This window comes from uncultured Fluviicola sp. (assembly GCF_902168135.1).
In the GTDB taxonomy this organism is placed as follows: domain Bacteria; phylum Bacteroidota; class Bacteroidia; order Flavobacteriales_D; family Crocinitomicaceae; genus Fluviicola.
On record NZ_CABHOL010000012.1, the window covers coordinates 87,307 to 107,707 of the forward strand.

Annotated in this window: 18 protein-coding genes; 5 read left to right on the plus strand and 13 right to left on the minus strand. The window is 41.9% G+C overall.

The window, feature by feature from the left end:
• Positions 1 to 28: 28 nt before the first annotated feature.
• A complete protein-coding gene (locus QZT69_RS02710; RefSeq protein WP_294670273.1) occupies positions 29 to 991 on the minus strand; it encodes an NAD(P)-dependent alcohol dehydrogenase in 963 nt (320 codons plus the stop codon).
• Positions 992 to 1,092: 101 nt separating this feature from the next.
• Positions 1,093 to 1,500 (minus strand): VOC family protein, encoded by a 408-nt coding sequence (locus tag QZT69_RS02715; RefSeq protein ID WP_294670275.1) that lies wholly within the window; start codon positions 1,498 to 1,500, stop codon positions 1,093 to 1,095.
• Between the two features lie 102 nt (positions 1,501 to 1,602).
• Here QZT69_RS02715 and crtD point away from each other — a divergent pair, with 102 nt between their 5' ends.
• Positions 1,603 to 3,069, plus strand: a complete 1,467-nt coding sequence (gene crtD, locus QZT69_RS02720) for a 1-hydroxycarotenoid 3,4-desaturase CrtD (RefSeq protein WP_294670276.1) — start codon at positions 1,603 to 1,605, stop codon at positions 3,067 to 3,069.
• Positions 3,070 to 3,137: 68 nt separating this feature from the next.
• On the opposite strand, the gene QZT69_RS02725 is transcribed toward crtD, so the two are convergent.
• From QZT69_RS02725 to QZT69_RS02735, 3 genes are all read right to left on the minus strand, one after another.
• Complete coding sequence (locus tag QZT69_RS02725) at positions 3,138 to 5,963, minus strand: PKD domain-containing protein (RefSeq protein ID WP_294670278.1); 2,826 nt, start codon at positions 5,961 to 5,963, stop codon at positions 3,138 to 3,140.
• Positions 5,960 to 6,238 carry a hypothetical protein gene (locus QZT69_RS02730; protein WP_294670280.1) on the minus strand — a complete coding sequence of 93 codons (279 nt, stop codon included), beginning with the start codon at positions 6,236 to 6,238 and terminating at the stop codon, positions 5,960 to 5,962. The genes QZT69_RS02725 and QZT69_RS02730 overlap by 4 nt, the downstream gene beginning before the upstream one ends.
• Positions 6,239 to 6,360: 122 nt before the next feature.
• Positions 6,361 to 7,392, minus strand: coding sequence for an alpha/beta hydrolase (locus tag QZT69_RS02735; protein ID WP_294670282.1), 1,032 nt, complete (start codon positions 7,390 to 7,392; stop codon positions 6,361 to 6,363).
• Between the two features lie 37 nt (positions 7,393 to 7,429).
• Here QZT69_RS02735 and QZT69_RS02740 point away from each other — a divergent pair, with 37 nt between their 5' ends.
• Entirely contained in the window at positions 7,430 to 8,083 is a 654-nt protein-coding gene (locus QZT69_RS02740; protein WP_294670284.1) for a class I SAM-dependent methyltransferase, read from the plus strand.
• A 53-nt stretch (positions 8,084 to 8,136) separates the two neighbouring features.
• Here the strand turns inward: QZT69_RS02740 and lysA are convergent, their stop codons facing one another.
• A complete protein-coding gene (gene lysA, locus QZT69_RS02745; RefSeq protein WP_294670286.1) occupies positions 8,137 to 9,372 on the minus strand; it encodes a diaminopimelate decarboxylase in 1,236 nt (411 codons plus the stop codon).
• A 143-nt stretch (positions 9,373 to 9,515) separates the two neighbouring features.
• Here lysA and QZT69_RS02750 point away from each other — a divergent pair, with 143 nt between their 5' ends.
• Complete coding sequence (locus QZT69_RS02750; RefSeq protein WP_294670287.1) at positions 9,516 to 11,249, plus strand: DUF4139 domain-containing protein; 1,734 nt, start codon at positions 9,516 to 9,518, stop codon at positions 11,247 to 11,249.
• A 153-nt stretch (positions 11,250 to 11,402) separates the two neighbouring features.
• Entirely contained in the window at positions 11,403 to 12,980 is a 1,578-nt protein-coding gene (locus QZT69_RS02755; protein ID WP_294670289.1) for a hypothetical protein, read from the plus strand.
• A gap of 361 nt (positions 12,981 to 13,341) precedes the next feature.
• Here QZT69_RS02755 and QZT69_RS02760 read toward each other — a convergent pair whose 3' ends face one another.
• From QZT69_RS02760 to QZT69_RS02775, 4 genes are all read right to left on the minus strand, one after another.
• The gene (locus QZT69_RS02760; RefSeq protein ID WP_294670291.1) at positions 13,342 to 14,334 is read right to left on the minus strand and encodes a LacI family DNA-binding transcriptional regulator; all 993 of its coding nucleotides are present in this window, start codon (positions 14,332 to 14,334) and stop codon (positions 13,342 to 13,344) included.
• 10 nt (positions 14,335 to 14,344) lie between these two features.
• Complete coding sequence (locus QZT69_RS02765; protein ID WP_294670293.1) at positions 14,345 to 15,223, minus strand: NAD kinase; 879 nt, start codon at positions 15,221 to 15,223, stop codon at positions 14,345 to 14,347.
• A 1-nt stretch (position 15,224) separates the two neighbouring features.
• On the minus strand, positions 15,225 to 15,887 hold the full coding sequence (locus QZT69_RS02770; RefSeq protein ID WP_294670295.1) for a CBS domain-containing protein: 663 nt from the start codon (positions 15,885 to 15,887) through the stop codon (positions 15,225 to 15,227).
• 98 nt (positions 15,888 to 15,985) lie between these two features.
• Positions 15,986 to 16,684, minus strand: a complete 699-nt coding sequence (locus QZT69_RS02775; RefSeq protein ID WP_294670297.1) for a YdcF family protein — start codon at positions 16,682 to 16,684, stop codon at positions 15,986 to 15,988.
• A 198-nt stretch (positions 16,685 to 16,882) separates the two neighbouring features.
• Between QZT69_RS02775 and QZT69_RS02780 the strand changes: the two genes are divergently transcribed.
• Entirely contained in the window at positions 16,883 to 17,599 is a 717-nt protein-coding gene (locus QZT69_RS02780; protein WP_294670300.1) for a pyridoxine 5'-phosphate synthase, read from the plus strand.
• 81 nt (positions 17,600 to 17,680) lie between these two features.
• Here the strand turns inward: QZT69_RS02780 and QZT69_RS02785 are convergent, their stop codons facing one another.
• The 3 genes from QZT69_RS02785 to QZT69_RS02795 are packed head-to-tail and all read right to left on the minus strand — an operon-like array spanning position 17,681 to position 20,386.
• Positions 17,681 to 18,475, minus strand: coding sequence for an alpha/beta hydrolase (locus QZT69_RS02785; RefSeq protein WP_294670302.1), 795 nt, complete (start codon positions 18,473 to 18,475; stop codon positions 17,681 to 17,683).
• Between the two features lie 4 nt (positions 18,476 to 18,479).
• On the minus strand, positions 18,480 to 19,367 hold the full coding sequence (locus tag QZT69_RS02790; RefSeq protein WP_294670304.1) for a hypothetical protein: 888 nt from the start codon (positions 19,365 to 19,367) through the stop codon (positions 18,480 to 18,482).
• Complete coding sequence (locus QZT69_RS02795; RefSeq protein WP_294670306.1) at positions 19,364 to 20,386, minus strand: hypothetical protein; 1,023 nt, start codon at positions 20,384 to 20,386, stop codon at positions 19,364 to 19,366. The genes QZT69_RS02790 and QZT69_RS02795 overlap by 4 nt, the downstream gene beginning before the upstream one ends.
• Positions 20,387 to 20,401 lie beyond the last annotated feature (15 nt).

Here is a 20,401-nt window from a genome sequence, read left to right on the forward strand (position 1 = left end):
TCCAGCCCCACGAATTCGGAGTTCATAATTAGGAACTCGTAATTACTTCTATTCCCACATTTCCTTTCTTATGTCCCAGATCCACATACTCATGTGCTTCTGCAATTTGGTCCAAAGTATATACCCGATCCAAAACGGGCTGGTATTTTCCCTGATCGATTAATTCTTTCACGAATTCCATTCCTTCAGCGGATTCTTTGATCACACCTGTTATCACTTTTTTGCCGGCCATTCTTGCGAAATCGGCACGGATCATTTTTGAAAAATCAGCTGCTCCCAAAATAAGAATCCCTCCTTTCTTCAGATGACGGATACTTTCCGAAAAGCTTAATTGGTTTACCGCTTCATAAATGACATCGTATTGTTCTTTGTTTAATACCAAATCTTCCCGCTGATAATTCAACACCTTATCCGCTCCGATCTTTAGCATCAATTCGGCATTAGCACCGCTGCAGACGGCTGTGACTTCAGCTCCGTAAAATTTAGCCAGCTGAACAGCCGCTGAACCTACAGCTCCGGATGCTCCATAAACCAACACTTTTTGACCGGGCTGAATCTTTGCTTTTCGGATAAAATCCAAAGCTGTCATGGCTCCGAAAGGAATAATAGCCGCTTCAGTATGACTTAATGACTCCGGCTTGAAAGTGATCGTAGCCGATTCTGCAAGGGTTTTGAATTCAGCATAAGCTCCAAACCCCATTCCGGTAGAGCCGAAAACAGTATCTCCCGCTTTGTACTTGCTGACAGCACTGCCTACTTCCACTACTTCCCCTGAAAAAACGCCTCCTAAAACAGGTTTTCGGGGTTTCGAAAGTCCGAAGAACAATCTCACTGCCCAGGGATCGGCTTTGCGAATCCTTACATCACCGGAATTAACCGCCGTAGCATGAATCCGGATCAATAGTTCATTAGCCCGAAGGATTGGTTTGGGGATTTCTACCATTTTTAAAACTCCCGGTGTTCCATATGCTGTACAATAGACTGCTTTCATGTGCTTGTTCGATTTTGAATACAAACACAAAAGTATCCTGTCGTTTTCTCAAATTCATTGACCTGGGTTAAGAAACACTCGCCCGTTTTACATTTTGAATGCTAACGCATTGGCTGGATATTTTCGGTATCAAAACTCGAATCCACCGGTTCCCATAATTCGATACGGTTTCCTTCCGGATCCAGGATATGTACGAATTTACCGTATTCGTAAGTCTCAACATTATCGCAGATGACCGTACCCATTGTTTGAAGATGCACCAGCAGGCTTTCTATTCCTTCTACCCGGAAATTGATCATTGCACGCTGGCTTTCCGTTCCGAAATAATCACTGGTCTCCGGGAAGACACCCAATTGCAGGTAAGCACGAGGATCGGAATTTCCGTTAAACGAAAACAACACCCCATAATCATTCGGATTGAGTCCCAATGCCTCCTTATACCAGTTTATCATGGCTTTTTCGTCCTTAAATTTGAAGAAAATCCCACCGATTCCAATTGCTCTTCCCATAGACCCGTTTTTGAATGTATCTGTGTAAATCTATTAAATCTGTATGAAAAAAGGAAGCCAATATATCATTCCCTTTAGAAATGCATTAATTACCTTTAGATCATGGGAAAAGAAGCCATTGTCATAGGTTCCGGAATTGCCGGGATAGCAAGCGCAATCCGTTTAAGCCTGAAAGGATACCAGGTCTCAGTGTTTGAAGCAAACACCTACCCGGGAGGAAAGCTCACCACCATCCAATTAGGGAATTACCGTTTTGATGCTGGTCCTTCCCTATTCACTTTACCCTATTTGGTTGACGAATTATTTGAGCTTGCAGGAAAAAATCCCCGGGATTATTTCAATTACCAGCAACTCGAAATGCTTTGCCATTACTTCTACGAGGACGGAACAGTTCTGCACACGCCTGCCGATCAGGAAAAACTACTGGAAGAAGTATCAAAAAAGCTAGAGATCGACTCTGCTCCGTTGAAAGAATACCTGGATCACAGTTCCTATATTTTCGAGCGAACCCGTCATTCTTTCCTGGAAAAATCACTGCATAAGTTCAACACTTATATTTCTTTGGATATCCTGAAAACAGTTTCTTCCATGCCTAAACTGCATTTGTTCGATACCATGCACGCGGTTAATGAGAAAAGTTTGAACCATCCGAAATTGGTTCAGCTCTTTGACCGGTTTGCCACCTACAATGGTTCCAATCCGTACAAAGCTCCCGGCGTTTTGAACAGCATCCCGCACCTGGAATTCGGGATCGGTTCTTATTTCCCCAAAGAAGGAATGCATCACATTTTGAAAGCCTGCCTGAAACTGGCAGAAGAATTGGGTGTACGATTCCATTTCAATGAACGTGTGGAAAAGATCCGGATCAGCGGAAAAAAAGCAGCCGGAATAGAAACCGGTAAAAGATTTTATCCTGCAGAACTGGTGATCAGCAATTGCGATGTCAAACAAAGTTACAATGAGTTAATCTCCGATCAGAAAACGCCCAAAAAAACGATGGAGCAGGAACCAAGCAGTTCCGCACTCATTTTTTATTGGGGGATTGGAAAATCCTTTCCGCAGCTGGATGTACATAACATTCTTTTCAGCGGTGATTACGAAAAAGAATTCAAATCCATTTTTGAAGAAAACACGGTGAGCAGTGATCCTACAGTCTACATTCACATTTCATCCAAACTTGTGCCCAATGACGCTCCGGAAGGTAAAGAAAATTGGTTTGTAATGATCAATGTACCCAGCAATCAGGGACAGGATTGGGAGGAACTCCGCCCCAAAATAAGGAAACAGGTTATCGAAAAAATAAACCGACTTCTGAAAACAGATATCGAATCCCTGATCGAAGAAGAAGATTACCTGGATCCTCTGAGAATTTCAGAACGCACCAACAGCTTTGCCGGAGCACTTTACGGCGCAAGCTCAAACGACCGCATGGCAGCGTTTTTCAGACATCCGAATTTCTCCAAAATAAACGGACTTTATTTCGCTGGCGGAAGCGTACATCCCGGCGGTGGAATTCCCTTATGTCTGCTTTCAGCTAAAATCACAACGGAACTCATTCCGAATGCCTAATTAAAAAATCCCCAATCAGCAATTGCTAACCGGGGATTATCGATTTTATTCATATCCGCTTCTGGTCCTTATTTCAAAAGATTCACATGTCCAATCAAATCTACGCGGTAATCCTTTACCTTTTGCTTGATGACGATCTTCCAGGAGTATGCCCCTTCTTTACAAAGTTCTCCATTGTATGTTCCATCCCAGCCAAATGCCGTATCATGCGTTTCGAAAATTACTTCTCCCCATCGGTTAAAGATCAGCATGGTATAAGACTGCTTGTCAAACGCATCATTGAAAATCGGTAAGAAAACATTGTTGTACTCGTCTCCATCCGGTGTGAATGAATTCGGGATAAACCATGTTAAATCTTCCTTTACTTCAATCGTTGTGGTTGCCGAATCGATACAAATCCCATTCATTGCATACAGGGTGATGGTGTATGATCCTGCCCTGTCAGGGTAAGTATGACCAGGATTAAAAGCATTGGAAGTCGTTCCATCGCCAAATTCCCAGGAATAACTCACCGCATCGGTGGAATTATTGTCTGTATTTATGAATGGATTGTAAGTTGAAAGCTCAGTCGGAGTGGCATCAAAACTTGCATCCGGCTGCGGAAATATGGTAATCATGTCATTAACAGAAGATGTATTCACGCATCCATTCGAATCTGTAACCGTTAAACTCACATCAAAAACACCATCATTGGTATAATTTTGAATAACCGTTCCGCAAGTATTATCCGTTCCAATTCCCTCAAAATTCCAAGTACAATTGGATGCATTCGGAGTGCTATTGTAAAATGTTATTTCCTGCGGATTGCATCCGGAGGTAATATCACTATTAAATGCAATTACCGGCAGGTCAAAAACAGTTACAGTAACCATATCTGTTGTAAAACAAGCTCCTACACTTGCTGTAACTGTGTAAGTGGTCACACCGGGAACACTTCCGTCGAAAGTTGGGTTCGAAATAGCTGCATTGTTCAATCCGGTAATTGGTGTCCATGAATAATTGACTCCGGAAGTCGATCCCCCACCGATCTGATTTGCACCGGGGGCATTTAAACAAATACTGATATCATTTCCGGCATTGGCAACCGGAGGAGAATCAACTGTAATTGTAAAAGCTGCTGCTGTTCCCAGGCATCCGTTCAAAGTCGGTGTTAGGGTAATTGTTCCGGTATTGGAACCTGATCCCGGATTTAAGCCGGTAAACGATGTAATATTTCCCGTACCGTTCGCTGCCAGACCAATTGTTGTATTGTTGTTTACCCAGGTAAAGGTTGCCCCTGCAGGAACAGAAGTAAATGCAGGAACTACAACTGCCGCATTCGAGCAGACAGTAATCGGAGCGGGTGCATTGGCAGAGGGATTCGGAGTAACCGTAATAGTTGCAGAACCTGATAAAGTTGAACTGCACCCACCCGGTGGATTCACCTGAACACTGACCAATGTATAGGTTGTGGTTACCGTTGGAGAAACCGAAACAGTACTGTTTCCGGCAGCATCCAGAACGGTCGTCTGGTTTGTTCCTCCAGCCTGGTAGGTGACTGTCGCATCCGGAGTTCCGGTGAAAGTAATGCTTGCACTCTGTCCTTCACAGATGCTGGAAGTTCCTGAAATTGCTGCTGTAGGTAAGGAAACAACGGTTATTGTTTGTGTAGTTGTACATCCGCCGGAATTCATATAAGTGATAGTAGTTATTCCGGCAGAAACAGCTGTTACTATTCCCGAAGCTGAGACTGTTGCAACAGCAGTATTGGATGATGCCCATGGAGTTGAAGCATGTGCAGTCCCCGTACCGGTTAAATTACTTGTCCCTCCAATGCAGATGGTCGTCAGCGGAGCATTGATAACGGGAGTAGGATTCACAACAATAGTTGTTGTAGAAGTACACGGTGTTCCGGCAACAGTTGCTGTAACGGTATAGGTATAACTGCCTGCCGCTGCCGGAACCGGAACATTCGTTGGGTTCTGAACATTGGATGTAAATCCGTTTGGTCCTACCCAATTCCAGGCAGCACCCGCTACATTGGTTGCCGTTAAGTTAAAGGTTGTTGTTCCCTGGCAGACATCACCGCTGTTTCCGGCTGTAACCGTGCATCCACCGCAAGAATTGACCGTAATTGTTGCTGTTGCGGCAGTAGACGACGGGCACAAAGGATTTCCCCCGGAGGAATTCACGGTGTAGGTGTACGTCCCGGGAGTACTCGGAGGTGTTGCCGTTACTGTAGAACCGGTTGTTCCACTTAAATTCGGTGAAGCCGCCCAGTTGTATACCCCGTTTCCTCCCGTAGCTGTCAATGTTACAGATTGCCCGGCACAAATAGTTGATGTGGCCGGAGTAACATCTACCGGAATTGCAACCCCGGTATTTGCTGCAAAGGTATAATCACAAATATCCCCGGCGTACCCATCTATCATGATGTAATAAGTGCTTCCGGGAGTAAGCCCTGTAGCAGAAACGGTTTGAGAAGATGCTGATGGAGCAAGCTGATCGCAATAATAAGAGGTAATATTTCCACCGCAAGTCCCTGAGAAGATCATAATCTGGATTCCGTCACCATATGTGGAGTTGTATACCCAACAATTAAACGAAATCGATGATGAAGAAGCTACAAATGATAAATAGGAATCATTTTCAACAGATCCGCAAAACGAACCGAGAAGTCCTGTTCCGGGACACGAACTTAATCCTAAGAATCCGCATCCAAAAGATGTTGCTGCTGAACCCCATGCATCCGGAGTGTAACTGGAAGACGTATTCCCGCAATAGCCGTTCAATTCACAAATAGGGGTTGCAGTAGCGCAAGTATTCCCGGCAGCAGGATTTGACCCGCAGGGCGGCTGTCCAAAGCCTGAAACACTGAGCACAACGAAGACAAAAAAGTAGATCAGCTTTTTCATTTGACAACTTTTAAGCGTTCTTCGATATATACCAGTATTTGCTTATTCAGATCGGAAGGCTGTGTCCTGTTTTTGTAAATGTAGGATTCACGCCATTTCTTCAAATCGAATACGGATAGCAGATCAATTTGCCGGTAGAGTTTTTGCAAAGAATCGACAGAAAGTGTATCACCGGATAATTTGCAAACAGAATTTAAGGGCACAACGGTTTCGTGTGCGTGCGTAGTAGTTGCCCCAATAGCCGTAGCTATTGTTGCTAGTAGTAGTAATCTCATAGTGTTGAATTATTTACAAATTCTAATTCAGGAACGAATTTACAACAAAGTAGTTGCCTAATTCTTATGAAATCCAAATGATTAACTAAATAATAACCAAGTGTTAATTATTGAACAACTTATTAATTCCCTAAAAAAGAATGTATACGTGAATTGACAATATCCGGCTGATCAAAACTTAGAAAATGTCCTGCATGTTGGATTGTGCCGGTATCAGGATTTGGCACCCATTTCATTACTTTCTCCAGACACCGCTGGTTATTGATGATATCTTTGTCTCCTATCAATACCAAAACCGGCATTGTTAAGGCATTCATTGATTTCCGTGAATATGGAGTCATTTCAAAAATGCACGCAGAAATAGTTTCTTTTTCTGTTCCCAGGTAATATTGATCAAAATAGGTTTTACTTATCTTAATACTCCTTACAGATAACCCGGCAAGGATATTCTTTAACTTCTCTTTGTCAGGTGAAATACAGTATGTGATATTACTCAACAAAGCAGAACTCGGCGGAATCCATGTAAATGTCTGGGCAGGACTCAGCAATACCAATTTCTTTATTTTTTCAGGTGTATTCAATGCAACTGCCGTAGCAAGCCATCCTCCGCGTGAGCATCCTACCAGGTAAAACGAATTCAAACCCAGTTTTGAGAATATTTCATCGTACCAGCCCGCTATTTCATCTTTATTCAGCCGTTTCATAGTGCATGTCGACTTTCCGGGTTCCAATAAAAAATCAATCGCATAAACCCGATATTTTTGGGCCAGACTCTTCATATTCGGGTACCACATCGTCGAACTCGCATTCATACCGTGAAGCAGCACTAATGGCGGATTTTTAGAGTTTCCACATACCAAAACATGTGCATTTCCAAATTGCGTCGGAATGTCCTTTTCAGTTATCGGAAGCTCAAATAGAGATAGCGTCTTATTGTAAGCGTTGATATAATCACTCAATGAGTCATTATGGACAAACTCATAATTTTTAGGGGAAGCGGTCGATCTTTCCTCCTCCGTACTTTTCTTGTTTCTCGTTTTTCTTTCATTTCCTTCCGACTTTCCTTTCGGGTTCTTTTTACCGTTATCCGAGCAGGACGAGAAAAGTGGATGCATTAACAATAAGGCGATCACAAATCCTAAAACGCGCATCATAAAAGCAACTATTTTTGCTAATTTACCCGAAAAAATTGTGAACTCAACAAATAATCAAAAAGCAGTTGACCTCTTTAATAAACTGGCTGATTCTTACCAGGAACGTTTCTTTTCCGTAGATCATTATGAGGAATCCTTAAAAATACTTTTGGAACAGTTGGAAGATGGTTCAAATGTTTTAGATATCGCCTGCGGTCCCGGAAATATCAGTCACTATTTATTGGAACACCTACCAGGATTAAAACTGCTGGGCATAGACCTGGCGCCAAATATGATTGACCTTGCCCGAAAAAACAATCCCGGTGCCCGCTTTTTGGTTTACGACGCCCTGCTGATCGATCAGCTGGAATCGAGTTTTGATGCGGTCGTAATCGGGTTTCTTTTTCCCTATCTTTCGATAGACCAGGTTGAGCTATTCCTGTTTAAAGTATACGAGAAACTGAATGAAAATGGGATCATTTACTTAAGCACGATGGAAGACCTTTACGAAAACTCACGTTTGAAAAAATCGAGTACCGGTGAAGAGTTGATGATGCATTATTACGAAGCTGATTTTTTGCTGCGCCTGCTGGAACAGATCGGTTTTCACATGATCTCTGTCCGAAAACAGCCTTTCGCTGTTTCAGAAACTGAATCTGATACCGATTTGATCATTATTGCACGAAAAAAAAGTTTCTTTCAAACTCCCTGAGCCGACAATCAATTGCCGACTCAAGAAAGATTTGATGAACAAAAACTGGTTGCTTACTCAGTCATTTTTGCGACATATTCAGCACTTAAAGTCAAATCTATTTCATTCCGAATAACGTCATCCAGCGTCTCTCTCTTTCTGATCAAATGCGGAACTCCGTCCCTGATATAAACTTCAGCAGGCCTCAAACGCGAATTGTACTGATTGCTCATGCTGAAACCGTAAGCCCCGGCATTGTAAATCCCAAGTACATCTCCAACCTTTGCTTCTGAAATCGGCCGGTCATAGCCAAACGTGTCTGTCTCACAAATGTAACCTACCACGGAATACAATTTTTTCTGTCCTGCAGGGTTCGAAATATTTTCGATGCGGTGATATGCATTGTAAAACATCGGACGGATCAAATGGTTTTGTCCGCTGTTTACTCCCAGAAAAACGGTTGAGGTTGTTTGCTTTACCACATTGACAGAAACCAACAGCACTCCGCTTTCACTCACCAGGAACTTTCCGGGTTCAAACCATAATTCCAGTTCACGACCATATTCCTTGCAGAAATTTTGAAAAGACTCTCCAATCTTTGTTCCGATTTCTTCGATAGGAGTCACGAAGTCACCTTCTTTGTAAGCTACTTTGAATCCCGATCCGAAATCCATGAACTTCAATTCCGGAAAATAACCCGCAGCCTGGTAAAGCAAATCGGCTCCCTGGAGGAACACATCTGCATCCACGATATCACTTCCGGTATGCATGTGCAGACCAACAATATGTAATTTATAGTGTTCAACAATTCGCTGAATATGTCTTAACTGGTGAATTGAAATTCCGAACTTGGAATCGATGTGACCGACTGAGATATTGGCGTGTCCCCCAGCTAAAATATGCGGGTTTATCCGGATACAAACCGGAACCAAACCACCGAATACCATCCCGAAATGTTCCAGTACACTCAGGTTGTCTATGTTAATCATGACTCCCAAAGCAACCGCTTCTTCAATCTCAGAAAATGCCACACCATTCGGAGTATACATAATTTCTTCCGGCTCAAAACCTGCTCTAATCCCCAAATGAACTTCCTCTATAGAAACAGCATCCAAACCTGCTCCCTGCTCTTTGAGTGTTTTCAATACGTTGATATTGCTCAATGCCTTCATGGCATAGTGTAATTTCACTTCCTGCTTTCCGAAGGCGTTCTTCAGACGATTGTACTGCGAAATAATTTTTGCTTCATCGTACACATAAACCGGGGTTCCATATTCACCGGCTACAGATTCTAAGAGTCTTGAGTTCATTTTATTACTACTTTTCAGGGTGCAAAATTAAAAACAAATAATTTATTTCACAAATTTTTTGTTTTAACACAATTTGTTCGAAATAAAACACTCTATTTTTGAACGGAAATACTGCTTATATGTATTACGCTAAAACCAATTCTATGAAAAAACACTTTTTAAACCTATTGATGGTTCTTTTTCCCCTGGCAATTTTTGCACAGAACATTCATGAGCAGGTTCTTAAAACGGAAATCAAACGTGTAAAGCTTTTCCTTACTGCCGGTGAAATGACCCACGAAACGCAGGTGAAATTAACGAAGGGAAGAAATAAGATCATCTTTTCGGGAATTTCGGCATTTGCAGACCCACGAACCATCCAATTTACCGGTTCAGGTTCTTTTCGAATGGTTTCTATTTCAACAGAAATGGATTTTTTAGCTGCCGAACAATGGAATCCGAAAATTAAGATCCTTGCAGATTCTTTGGAACACTTGAAAGACCGCCATCAACTGAATGTGGATTTATTGAGTTCTTACCAGGCTGAACTGGGGATTTTGAACACCAATAAGGATTTAAAAGGCCAAAACACGCTGACGATTGATCAAATCAAAGCAGCCGGAGAATACTACCGCACCCGTACTTTTGAGATCAATAAAACGATTACCAAAATCAAAAAAGAACAAGATATTCTTTCCGCAAAGATCAACGACACCCGTTTCCAGCTGACGGAATTGAATTATACGGAAAATCAACGCAGTAACCAGGTGATTGTATTGATCGATGCAGATAATAACACCGATATTTCAGGCACTTTGAAATACCTCGTTTCTGATTGCGGCTGGGCAGCAACTTACGACCTTTCGGCAACAGACCTGAATCAGCCCATCAACCTGAAATATAAGGCACAGGTGTATAACAACACCGGAAACGAGTGGAAAAACGTTATTTTGACTTTAAGTACATCCGATCCGCTTTTGAGTGCCGCTTCTCCTGTTTTAAACCCGTTTTATATCCGTTACGGAGAGCAGGCGGAATACACTAAAAAATCATACGTTCAGCCTATCCAGCAAAAAGCTGATTACCGCAATGAAGTAATGAACGAGATTAACATGGCCAACCAACGCGCTTATGATAATTACGTGCTTGATCAAAAAGTAACCGAGAATACGGCAGGTTTCCTGAGTTCTGATCGATTCGGCGGTAAAAATGAAGGTAAAAAAGTCAGCACGGTTGCCATGAAGCAAATTGAGATTTCTGATCTGAATGCAGAATTCGTGATCACTCATCCGTTTTCCTGCCCGACAGATGCAAAACCTTATATTGTAGAAATCAAGGAAATCAACATGCCGGCAACATTCACACATGTTTCTATTCCGAAATTAGACCAGGGATCTTTCTTGCTGGCAAACATTGTTGGATGGCAGGACCTGGATCTCATTCCCGGACCAACGAATGTATATTTTGCAGGAAATTATGTGGGAGTCAGCGAAATCAATACGAATAACGTAGACGATACGCTCAGTCTTTCTTTCGGGCGTGATTCAAAGATACAGGTATTGCGTAAGCTAAAATCTGAAATGAGCACCAAGAAAATTTCCGGAAGCACGAAAAAGGACACCTATTACTATGATATTCAGGTCCGAAACAACCGAACAGTCCCTGTAAAAATCAATGTATTTGATCAAATTCCATTATCAAATTCAAGCGAGATCACCGTTACGGTAGAAACTATCGGTACAGGCAAAAAGAATGACCTCACCGGTGAAGTATCCTACATGGTGACCCTCCAGCCGGGAGAAACCGCAAACCTGGAGATCGGTTATTCGGTCAGATATCCTAAAAATGCCAAAATTTTGACCAGGACTTTCAAAACGGTTAGCAGCCCAAGTTTTTAAGGCCCAAAACATACTGTTAAAAATGAAAGACTCCTTATTTAATAGGGAGTTTTTTTATGTTATGTAAAGCAAACCTAAATCTTTAGTAAATTTTTTGTTAAAACATTAGGAATTAACTACATCGTTTTAGTATGTTTGTTTCAAACTATGATTATGAAGCAAACTATCCTACTACTAATTTTTAGTGGTTTGTTCCTCATTCGTGCATATGCATGCACCGGCGGAACCTCATCCGGAGCACTCACTCCAACAGCAGTCTATCAAACAGTGGCAACTCAAAACGGAACGTATTACACGGTAAACGTCGTTCAATGCAACCAATATGAATTTACCTTTTGCGCGGGAGGCAGTTCGTCTTCCATGGATTCGCAATTAACGATATTGGATGCAGCCGGAGCGACCGAAATCGTTTACGCCGATGATATTTGCGGAACCAATGCCTCAATTAACTGGACTGCAACCTTTACAGGTACAATCCGTATCCTGATTTCGAAATACAACTGTGTACACGATCTGACTTCAAATGTAACCCTGGCTTACAAAATGGTTGCAAACACAGGAAGTTATTGTCTAAACGGAAATGCCAGCTATCAGACAATCGGCGGGCAAAGCTGTATCCAACTCACTCCTGAAACGTCCGATCAAACAGGATGTGCATGGAACAATACCGTAATTGATTTCAATCAGCCGTTCAATCTCTCTTTGAATTATTATTTCGGGAACAATATCAACGGTGCGGATGGAACCACATTTACATTCCAGCCGAATCCAACAGCATGCGGAACTGCCGGAGGACAACTCGGAGCAGGAAATATTTCCAATTCACTGGTGATCGAATTTGACACCTATGACAATGACAATCCTGCTCACGTCTACGATATGCTCGCAGATCACATTGCTGTTGAAATAGATGGAAACCTCCAGGGACCAGGGGCTCCTTATTGTGGTCCTGTAGCAGCATTTGCTTCACTTGCGAACTTAGATGATGGTGCTGTTCATACTATTATGATCTCATGGGATCCTGCAACACAGAATCTCAGAGTCTATGTCGACGGAAGCCTGCGCCTTACCTGCAATGGAAATTTTGTAACTTCCGTATTCGGAGGGGACAATACGGTATACTGGGGAGCTACTGCCGCAACAGGTGGTTTGAACAATCAGCAGTATTTCTGTCCCTCAACAGTCGTGCTTCCGGTCGAGTTAAGCGCTTTTAAAACCAATTGCGAAGGTGAATTCAACCGAATTTTCTGGAGGGCTGAAACCGAAACCCGTCTGGACCATTATTCTATTGAATACACTTATGACGGCCAACTTTTCTACCCGCTTGCAATTATCCAGGCCAGTGGTAATTCGGATGAGCCATTGGAATATACTTATTTAGATCAACGCAAATGGGACAAGCAGATTTATTATCGCCTGACATCTGTTGATCTTAACGGAGAACTGGAATACAGCGATCTCATAGCTGCCTTCAATTGCTCTGTGGATTCGAAAAAACTGATTACAGGACTTACTTCAGATAACGGTGTGATATCCATTCATTTCGCGGACAAATCTATTTATTACCAGGTATTCGACCTGAATGGAAAAGCGATCACTGAAATCTTAAATAATGATGAAAAATCTGAAAACCAATTAATTACATCTGCATCACAAGGGATTTACATCCTTAAATCGTGGAACAAACAGGAAACAATCTTTGAAAACCAACGCTTTTTCATTGAAAAATAAAATCATTCATACTGTTATCTATAGGTGTTCGCCCCATTTTTTTTAACACTTGCCGAATAATTTAAATGAACTAGTGTTTTAATTTGGAAGTAGTTACGGCCTTGGATATATTTGTTAGAGAAGAAATTCTAACACATCTATTACCGACACAAAGCCGCAGAGTTTGTCTGCGGCTTTTTTTGCCCTATTGAGAAGTTAAAAAAGTTTAAGCGTAAAAAAAGGTTCAAATTAAATCTTTGAACCTTTGAATTCTGCGCCTATGCTGAAGCTCTTCACCTTTGCGTAACCGCTTGCGCCTCTGCTAAAGCTTCAGCGGCACGCAGATGGTGGAGCAAGGTCTGCGTAAGCATTTTGAACTTATTTAATGTGATCCACGCTCAATAAATGAGCATTCCATCATCAGGTGTTTGCGATTTTCAGTAGATTCTTTCAATCGATCCATCAATCTCTCCACCGTTTCTTTACCAATACCATTTACCGGCTGTCTCAAAGCTGTTACCGGAGGTGCGAAATAAGAAAATGCCTCTGAATCATCAAATGAGATAATCCGGATTTTTTTCGGGATTTCTGCTTTCAAAATATTCAATGCATTGATTGCATGAAGTGCAACTTTATTGTTTAATGCCACAAACGAATCCACGCCATTGTCGATTAACTGTTTGATGCTTTCCACACTTTCGTCCTGGTTTTCGCTCAACTGGGCATATTCAAACGGAATTCCCTGTTTTTCACAAGCTGATTTTGTCCCGTCGATACGCAGCTGAATAGTCATTACATCGGATTTTTTAGGATAGAGAATTCCCACTTTTTTAGGTTTTACCGAGAATCTCCTGACCAGCATAGAAGCTTCCATATAATTATCAACTCCCACAAAGTCAGCAAATTCATCTCCGATACGATCTACCCAAACAACCGGGATAGGTGTTTCATCCAAAACTGGTTTCAATGCCGGGATCCCATTGCACGGAGCAATAATCAACGCATCTACCGAGCGCAATATCAAGTCACGAATCAGCTTCAATTCCATTGTACTGTCATCATTGGTAGAAACGATGAACAAGCTGTATCCCTTTTCGTAAAGTGCCTCCTGGATGGCTTTACTTAATTCGGAATAGAACGGGTTCGAAATATCCGCCAGCACCAAACCGATGGTCTGTGTCTTACCTTCTCTCAAACCTTTCGCAAAATAGTTCGGAACATAGTTCAACTCTTTTGCTTTATCCAAAATTAATTTCTGTGTCGTTTCACTGATATTGAATTGTTTTCCTTTGCCATTCAATACAAACGATACCGTAGATTTTGAAACATTTAAACTTTCGGCAATATCCGCAAGTGATGTCCTTTTTGATTTCATTCCTAAAACGTTAGTTTCTTTGGTCTTTTCCCCACGACATTTTGTTTCGAATAGTATCCAAGAAATTAGTGTCCTCTAATTTAATTACATTAATCATATATTCGGCCTTTCTGATCAAAACTTCTTCGTTCTGTTTGATACTTTTGGCATTCCCGTCAATGGAGATCAAATAATTCCGTTCTCTACCCTCAATTCTTAATTTGATGGGCATATTGTCGGGAACCACTACCGGACGAACATTCAGGTTATGAGGTGCAATCGGTGTAATAATATGAACCTGGCAGCCAGGCGTTACAATTGGTCCGCCGCAACTTAAGTTATATGCGGTAGAACCTGTCGGAGTAGCAACAATTAAACCGTCTGCCCAGTAAGAATTCAGGTATTTATCATCCAAAAAAGCATCCACCGTGATCATGGAAGATGTATCCTTCTTTAAAAGTGTCACCTCATTCATCGCAAAATTATCTGCACCGTAGATACTTCGCTCAGTTTCCACGCGAAGCAGGGATCTTTTCTGAAAATCATAGCGTTTTTGGTTGACCATTTCCAACGCATTATCAAAGGATTCATCACCCAATGTTGCTAAAAAACCTAATCTTCCGGTATTGATCCCCAGGATCGGAACTCCCGAATCCCGGATGTAAGCAACGGTTCTTAAAAATGTTCCGTCGCCTCCAATACTGAATGCCAGGTCAATTCCGCTGTGAAAATCCGAATGGTTTGTAAACACCTCTGCATCTTTGCAAATACCGACCTTCTTTACTAATTGCTCTTTGAGTTCTTTTTCAAGTACCAGCTTCCAGCCGAAACGTTCGGTCAGGGCTACGAAATGTTTAAATATCGGGATCGTAACTTTATTGACTTTCTTACTATAAACAGCTACAAGCATCTTAAATATTTAGATAATTCATCAGTGCGTCGTACCTGAACTGCATATCGTCCTGATCCGTTGAACGCTGGAAACTCGCCTTAACCACCATATCGTGCCGTTCAAAAGAACGGATAATGCGCGACAAGTCTACTTCGGATATTTTAAGAGTAACTTCCAGCTTCGTACTGTCTCCCGAAGACATAATAAATGAAGAAAGGATTTTTGCATTTTCGCTCTCAATGATCTGGGCAATCTGAGCCAGGGAGTAATCCACCCGGTTCATTTCCAGGACAACAATCCCCCCCACTTCCTTGATACTTGCGGTATTTGCGATCAGTGTCATCAATTGATGAACACTGGTGCACCCCAAATATTGTTCGGCGCCGTCCAATACCGGCAAAACGGAAATGCGGTGTTCAGCCATTTTTGCTAATACTTCGTATATATGAGCTGTTTCCGGTACGTAAGGTCTTGGAAGATGATCAAATAGTGTATCAAGCGGCAATTCAAGGTCTTTTTTATCCAGGATATCGCTTTCGGAAATCACCCCTACAAAGTTGCCGTTTTTTAATACCGGGAGATGAGAAACTTTGAACTCTTCCATCCATATCAATGCCTTCTCCCCTGAATCTGTATGAATTAACGGGGGAATCTCGTCTGTTATTACTTCTTTTGCTGTCATGTTGTGTGCCAAAGTACTAAAAAGGTCGCTATGAGCGAAAACTTTGTATAAATTTAATCTATTGCAACCAGCAATTTTCGGGCCTTTATTCGCTGTCTCTAAGGTTCAATGCGATCCCCGTATTTTTTGCGCAGGTGTTTTGTTTTCAGATCCTCTTCTTTCCAGCAAATGTATTGTCCGAAAGTCCCTCTCAGCCGCTGCCATTTGGACTGCCTGTTTACAATTGAAATGAAATCAGGTCGCTTTGCGGCACTGGCATCAATAGTTGGTTCGCGAAGATCCTGTTTCAACAAAGTATCTTTAATGATCGGAAGCAGGTCAACCGGAAGCTCAAACTTCTTAATGAACTGGCGCATGCCGTTCAACTGGAACGGATCTGTGGCTAATGCGATTTTTTGAAAACCCTGCTTCTTCGCCAAACGATAAGAATAGTAAACATTTTCAGTACTGTGTTCCGACCTGGGGTCCCGAAAAATATGTTCTTTCGGAATTCCCAGCGCTTCTCCATACAGTGCCATAACATGCGCTTCCTCATATTCGGTATAAACGGCAGATCCGGAATAAATGATATTTTTTGCAATTCCTTTTTTGTAAAGGTAGTTTGACCACTGAACACGGTTCCTCATAGCTTCGCTCCAATGTTTTCCATCATAAGGAACTCCGGGAACAATGATGACATCGTAAGGTGCTTTAGGTAAGTACTTTCGATTCGTTTTTTCTGCTGACGGAGCAAACAAAAAACACCCGCCAAGCAGCATGGTCAGGGATAAATAAGTGATTACTGAAATGATTTTCATAAGTCAATAATACGGTTTTGAAAATATATATATTCTTAGAAAACGTTAAAATCAGAGATAGAACTTTAATAACTTTAACATCTTTAAAAGTTAAATCCTCGTTATCTTTGGTCCTGTCGCTGAAGCTTTCACCTTTGCTTAACCGCTTTGGTGAAGCAGGACAAGCCTAAGCGTTCGCAACTCAAAGAAAAGAAAGTTATGACAAAACTAAGCGTAAACATCAACAAAATTGCTACTATTCGAAATGCACGCGGGGGGAACACCCCTAATGTCGTACAGGTAGCCATTGACTGTGAGCGCTTTGGTGCCGCGGGAATCACGGTTCATCCAAGACCGGATGAAAGACACATTACCGGAAAGGATGTGGTGGATTTATCGAAAGTTGTCACCACCGAATTCAATATCGAAGGATATCCGGATGAACGTTTCATGCAGATGATCGAAGCTATTCGCCCGGCACAGGCAACCCTGGTACCTGATCCACCTCATGTTCTCACAAGCAATGCCGGCTGGAATACCAAAGAGCACCTGGAAGTGCTTCAGGATATCATCCGGCGGATCAAATCCTGGGGAGTACGCACCTCCATTTTTGTCGATACCGACCTGCAAAATATTGAATACGCTGTCAAGACAGGAACTGACCGTATAGAATTGTATACGGGACCTTATGCTGATAAGTATGCTGAAAACCGGGAAGAGGCTATCAAACCTTTTGTGATAGCTGCGAACCGCGCTTTGGAATTGGGATTGGAATTGAATGCGGGACATGATCTGAACCAGGAAAACCTGCGTTATTTCAAAGAAAAAATCCCTCAACTGGCGGAAGTTTCAATCGGGCACGCTTTGATCTCAGATTCGATCTATTTGGGATTGGAAAACACGATACAGCGGTATAATTACTTGCTGAGAGACTAATTCAAAAACCACATAGGAACATAGGTCACATAGTTTCATAAATACAGCACAATATTCTATGTGTGCTATGTTCCTATGTGGTTAAAACCTGTCTTCCAGGATTTTCTGAATGTACGAATTGATCTGCTTTTTCTGCTTTCGCGATCCCTCATCGTTCATCTCATTGTGCGTAATCTTTTTCAATTGAACAATTTGAATTCCATATTTCTGACAGTCGTCTTTGGAAGGAATCACCAACGAATCGGCCGTCTTATCTGTAGAACGCAAACTCGAAAACTGTGGCTTTAGAACATGCGGAACAGGCATTCTCAAATGGTCCAGCGTAATGACTTTCCGAATCAGCTCAGGATGATCTTTTGCTGTTAAAATGCTCATATCTCCCCCGTTTGAATGGCCTATTAGGTCGATTGATCTAATTTTTAATTCGGGAAATTTCTTCTTAAAATCGTTCAGTACAAACAAAATATTCTCTTCTCCACGAATCCAAAAAGGCATGCGAACAACCTGTATGATCCCTTCTTTGGGGATTAACGGATCACCCAATAATTCGTGCTGGATACTCACAGTCCAGAACCCCGATTTGGCCAATCTTTTCGTGAGGTAAGAATAATTCAGGTAATTCCGCGAATAATTGGAACCATATCCATGACTAAAAATAACCAACCGGATAGAATCTTTGACCTTTTCCTTTGGAACCGGTGAATACAAGGCGTATGGAATGAGGCGGTTCCGCACACTATCAAGCACTTCAAATGTTTCAATTTGGATATCCGTAGAAACGGCTTCGTATTCGGATGACATGGAAGCAAAAGCCGTAATTGTCAGGACAAAAATCCCGGACAACACCATGTAAAACCGCTTTGTCCTTCGTTTCATGAATTTACTTAGAGGTCAGGGTAAAGTTTATGCCGTCTATGATAACTGAGCGCTCTTTATCGTCGGAGTACATGACTTTGTAAGTAAGTTTCTTTCCGCCTGTATCCGGAGTTTCGGTTACTTCAGACCAAATATTTCCCAAACAGCTTTCTACTTGTTCATCCCGGTAATCCAGTAAATTACCTTTAGTATCAAAAGTTAACAGCAAGAATCCTATTTCCTGTCCGGCCCCGCACATCCCATTGGGATTCAACCGGGAACTCAGTTCGTACTTCAACAACACCTTACAGCCTGCTGCATCCATCTTACTGGCAAAAACAGAATAGCCGTAATAATAGGGGCCAAACTGTTTCATATCAAAATGCTTTTTGTTCTGAGCACCAAACTGAAGCACCAAAAACTCATTTCTGCCGGTCAAATTAATATCACTGGTATTGAAATTGACTTTCAGTTCCTTTTTGTCGTTTTTCCAGGTTCCATTGTAAGCATAGTCCGAATACTCAAATTCAAACTTTTCGACGTATCCCGAGCGATTGCTCAGATCATCCATAACTTCCCACATACTGGAAACCGGTGAATTGAATTCACGGATACTGTCCGCCCGTTTTTGATCCGTGAATTGGTAAAGGGAAAACCGGTCCGCACAAACTCCAATCAAGGGAATTTTCTTTTTGACATTGTCGTAATAGTACCATCCCGAAACCGTGTGACTGGTACCATCATCAAAGAAATTTTCAAATTTCAGGTACATGGTGATCGCATATTTATCATCGATTGTTCCGTGAATAACCTGGTCTGTTATTCGAAACTCATCAATGTATACTTTTTTCTCTTGTGCCTGCACCAATGAGATTCCTGTAAAAATTAGTAAGCTTGTAATTAGTGTTTTCATTTAACGGGTGTATTTTGAGTTTCGATGATCTGCTTTCGAATCGTTCCTTTTTCATCCTTATAAGTAACAGAAACAAGCGGTTTTTCAACTTTCAGTCCTTTTTCCGGCTTTGTTACATGCTGGACAGCTTCAAATTCGAAACGCGGCGGTAATTGATCAAAATCCTCCTTACTGATGAATTGAAGCATCCCGGGTCTGTACCAATCAAACTCCTTTACTAACAATCCTTTTGTTTCAAGGATAAATTGAACTCCCTCCGAAGTTCCTTTTATTTTTTTCACTGCAGTTATCCAGTTACTCCCAACAGCATCTCCGTTTTCTGAACAGCTGGCAGCCTGCTGGTGAAAAATTTCTTTCAGAGAGTCCCCGTCCAGGATGTACAATCCCTGGTATAACGGCCAGTATTCTTCTGCAGAAACCCCATTTGCCTCTCCACCATGAATCAGGAAGTAAATCTTGCCATTTTCTCCGATCATGACCTCATCAACCGGGGAAGCCTGTGTAAACGATCCCTGGAAATTGACAAATGGCTCGAAATTCATTAATTTCCAGGTTCCGTTCTGCTTTTCAAAATTCGCCAAACTCAATAAACCGCGTGTAAATCTTCCGGTGCCGTCATTCATCTGCGAAGTCGAAAAACTCACAATTGCGCGTAAGTTCCCTTTTTCCGATTGGTAATACAAAATATTTGTACACCAGGTATAATTCGCAGCATAAGGAAGTGTTTCCTTCTCGGTAATTTCATCGTCTTCATAGGAAACGAAATCATACCTGGCACAAGAAGAACAACTCCAGAAAGCGGATGTTTTCCACTCAGATAATTCCGGATCTTCTTCCTGCATCGGAGCCGGAAATAATTGGAAAAGGACTTTGTCTCCATCGAGAGAATCTGTGCCAAAATCCGAGGTTTTCAGTCGATTCAGATCAAATGAAATATCGGTTGGATGAAAAGTCTCATCTTCCTGGGAAAAGCTCCAAAAAGCGATGAAAAGACATAAAAAAGCTGATAAGTTCCTCATTTAAAACAAACTTCA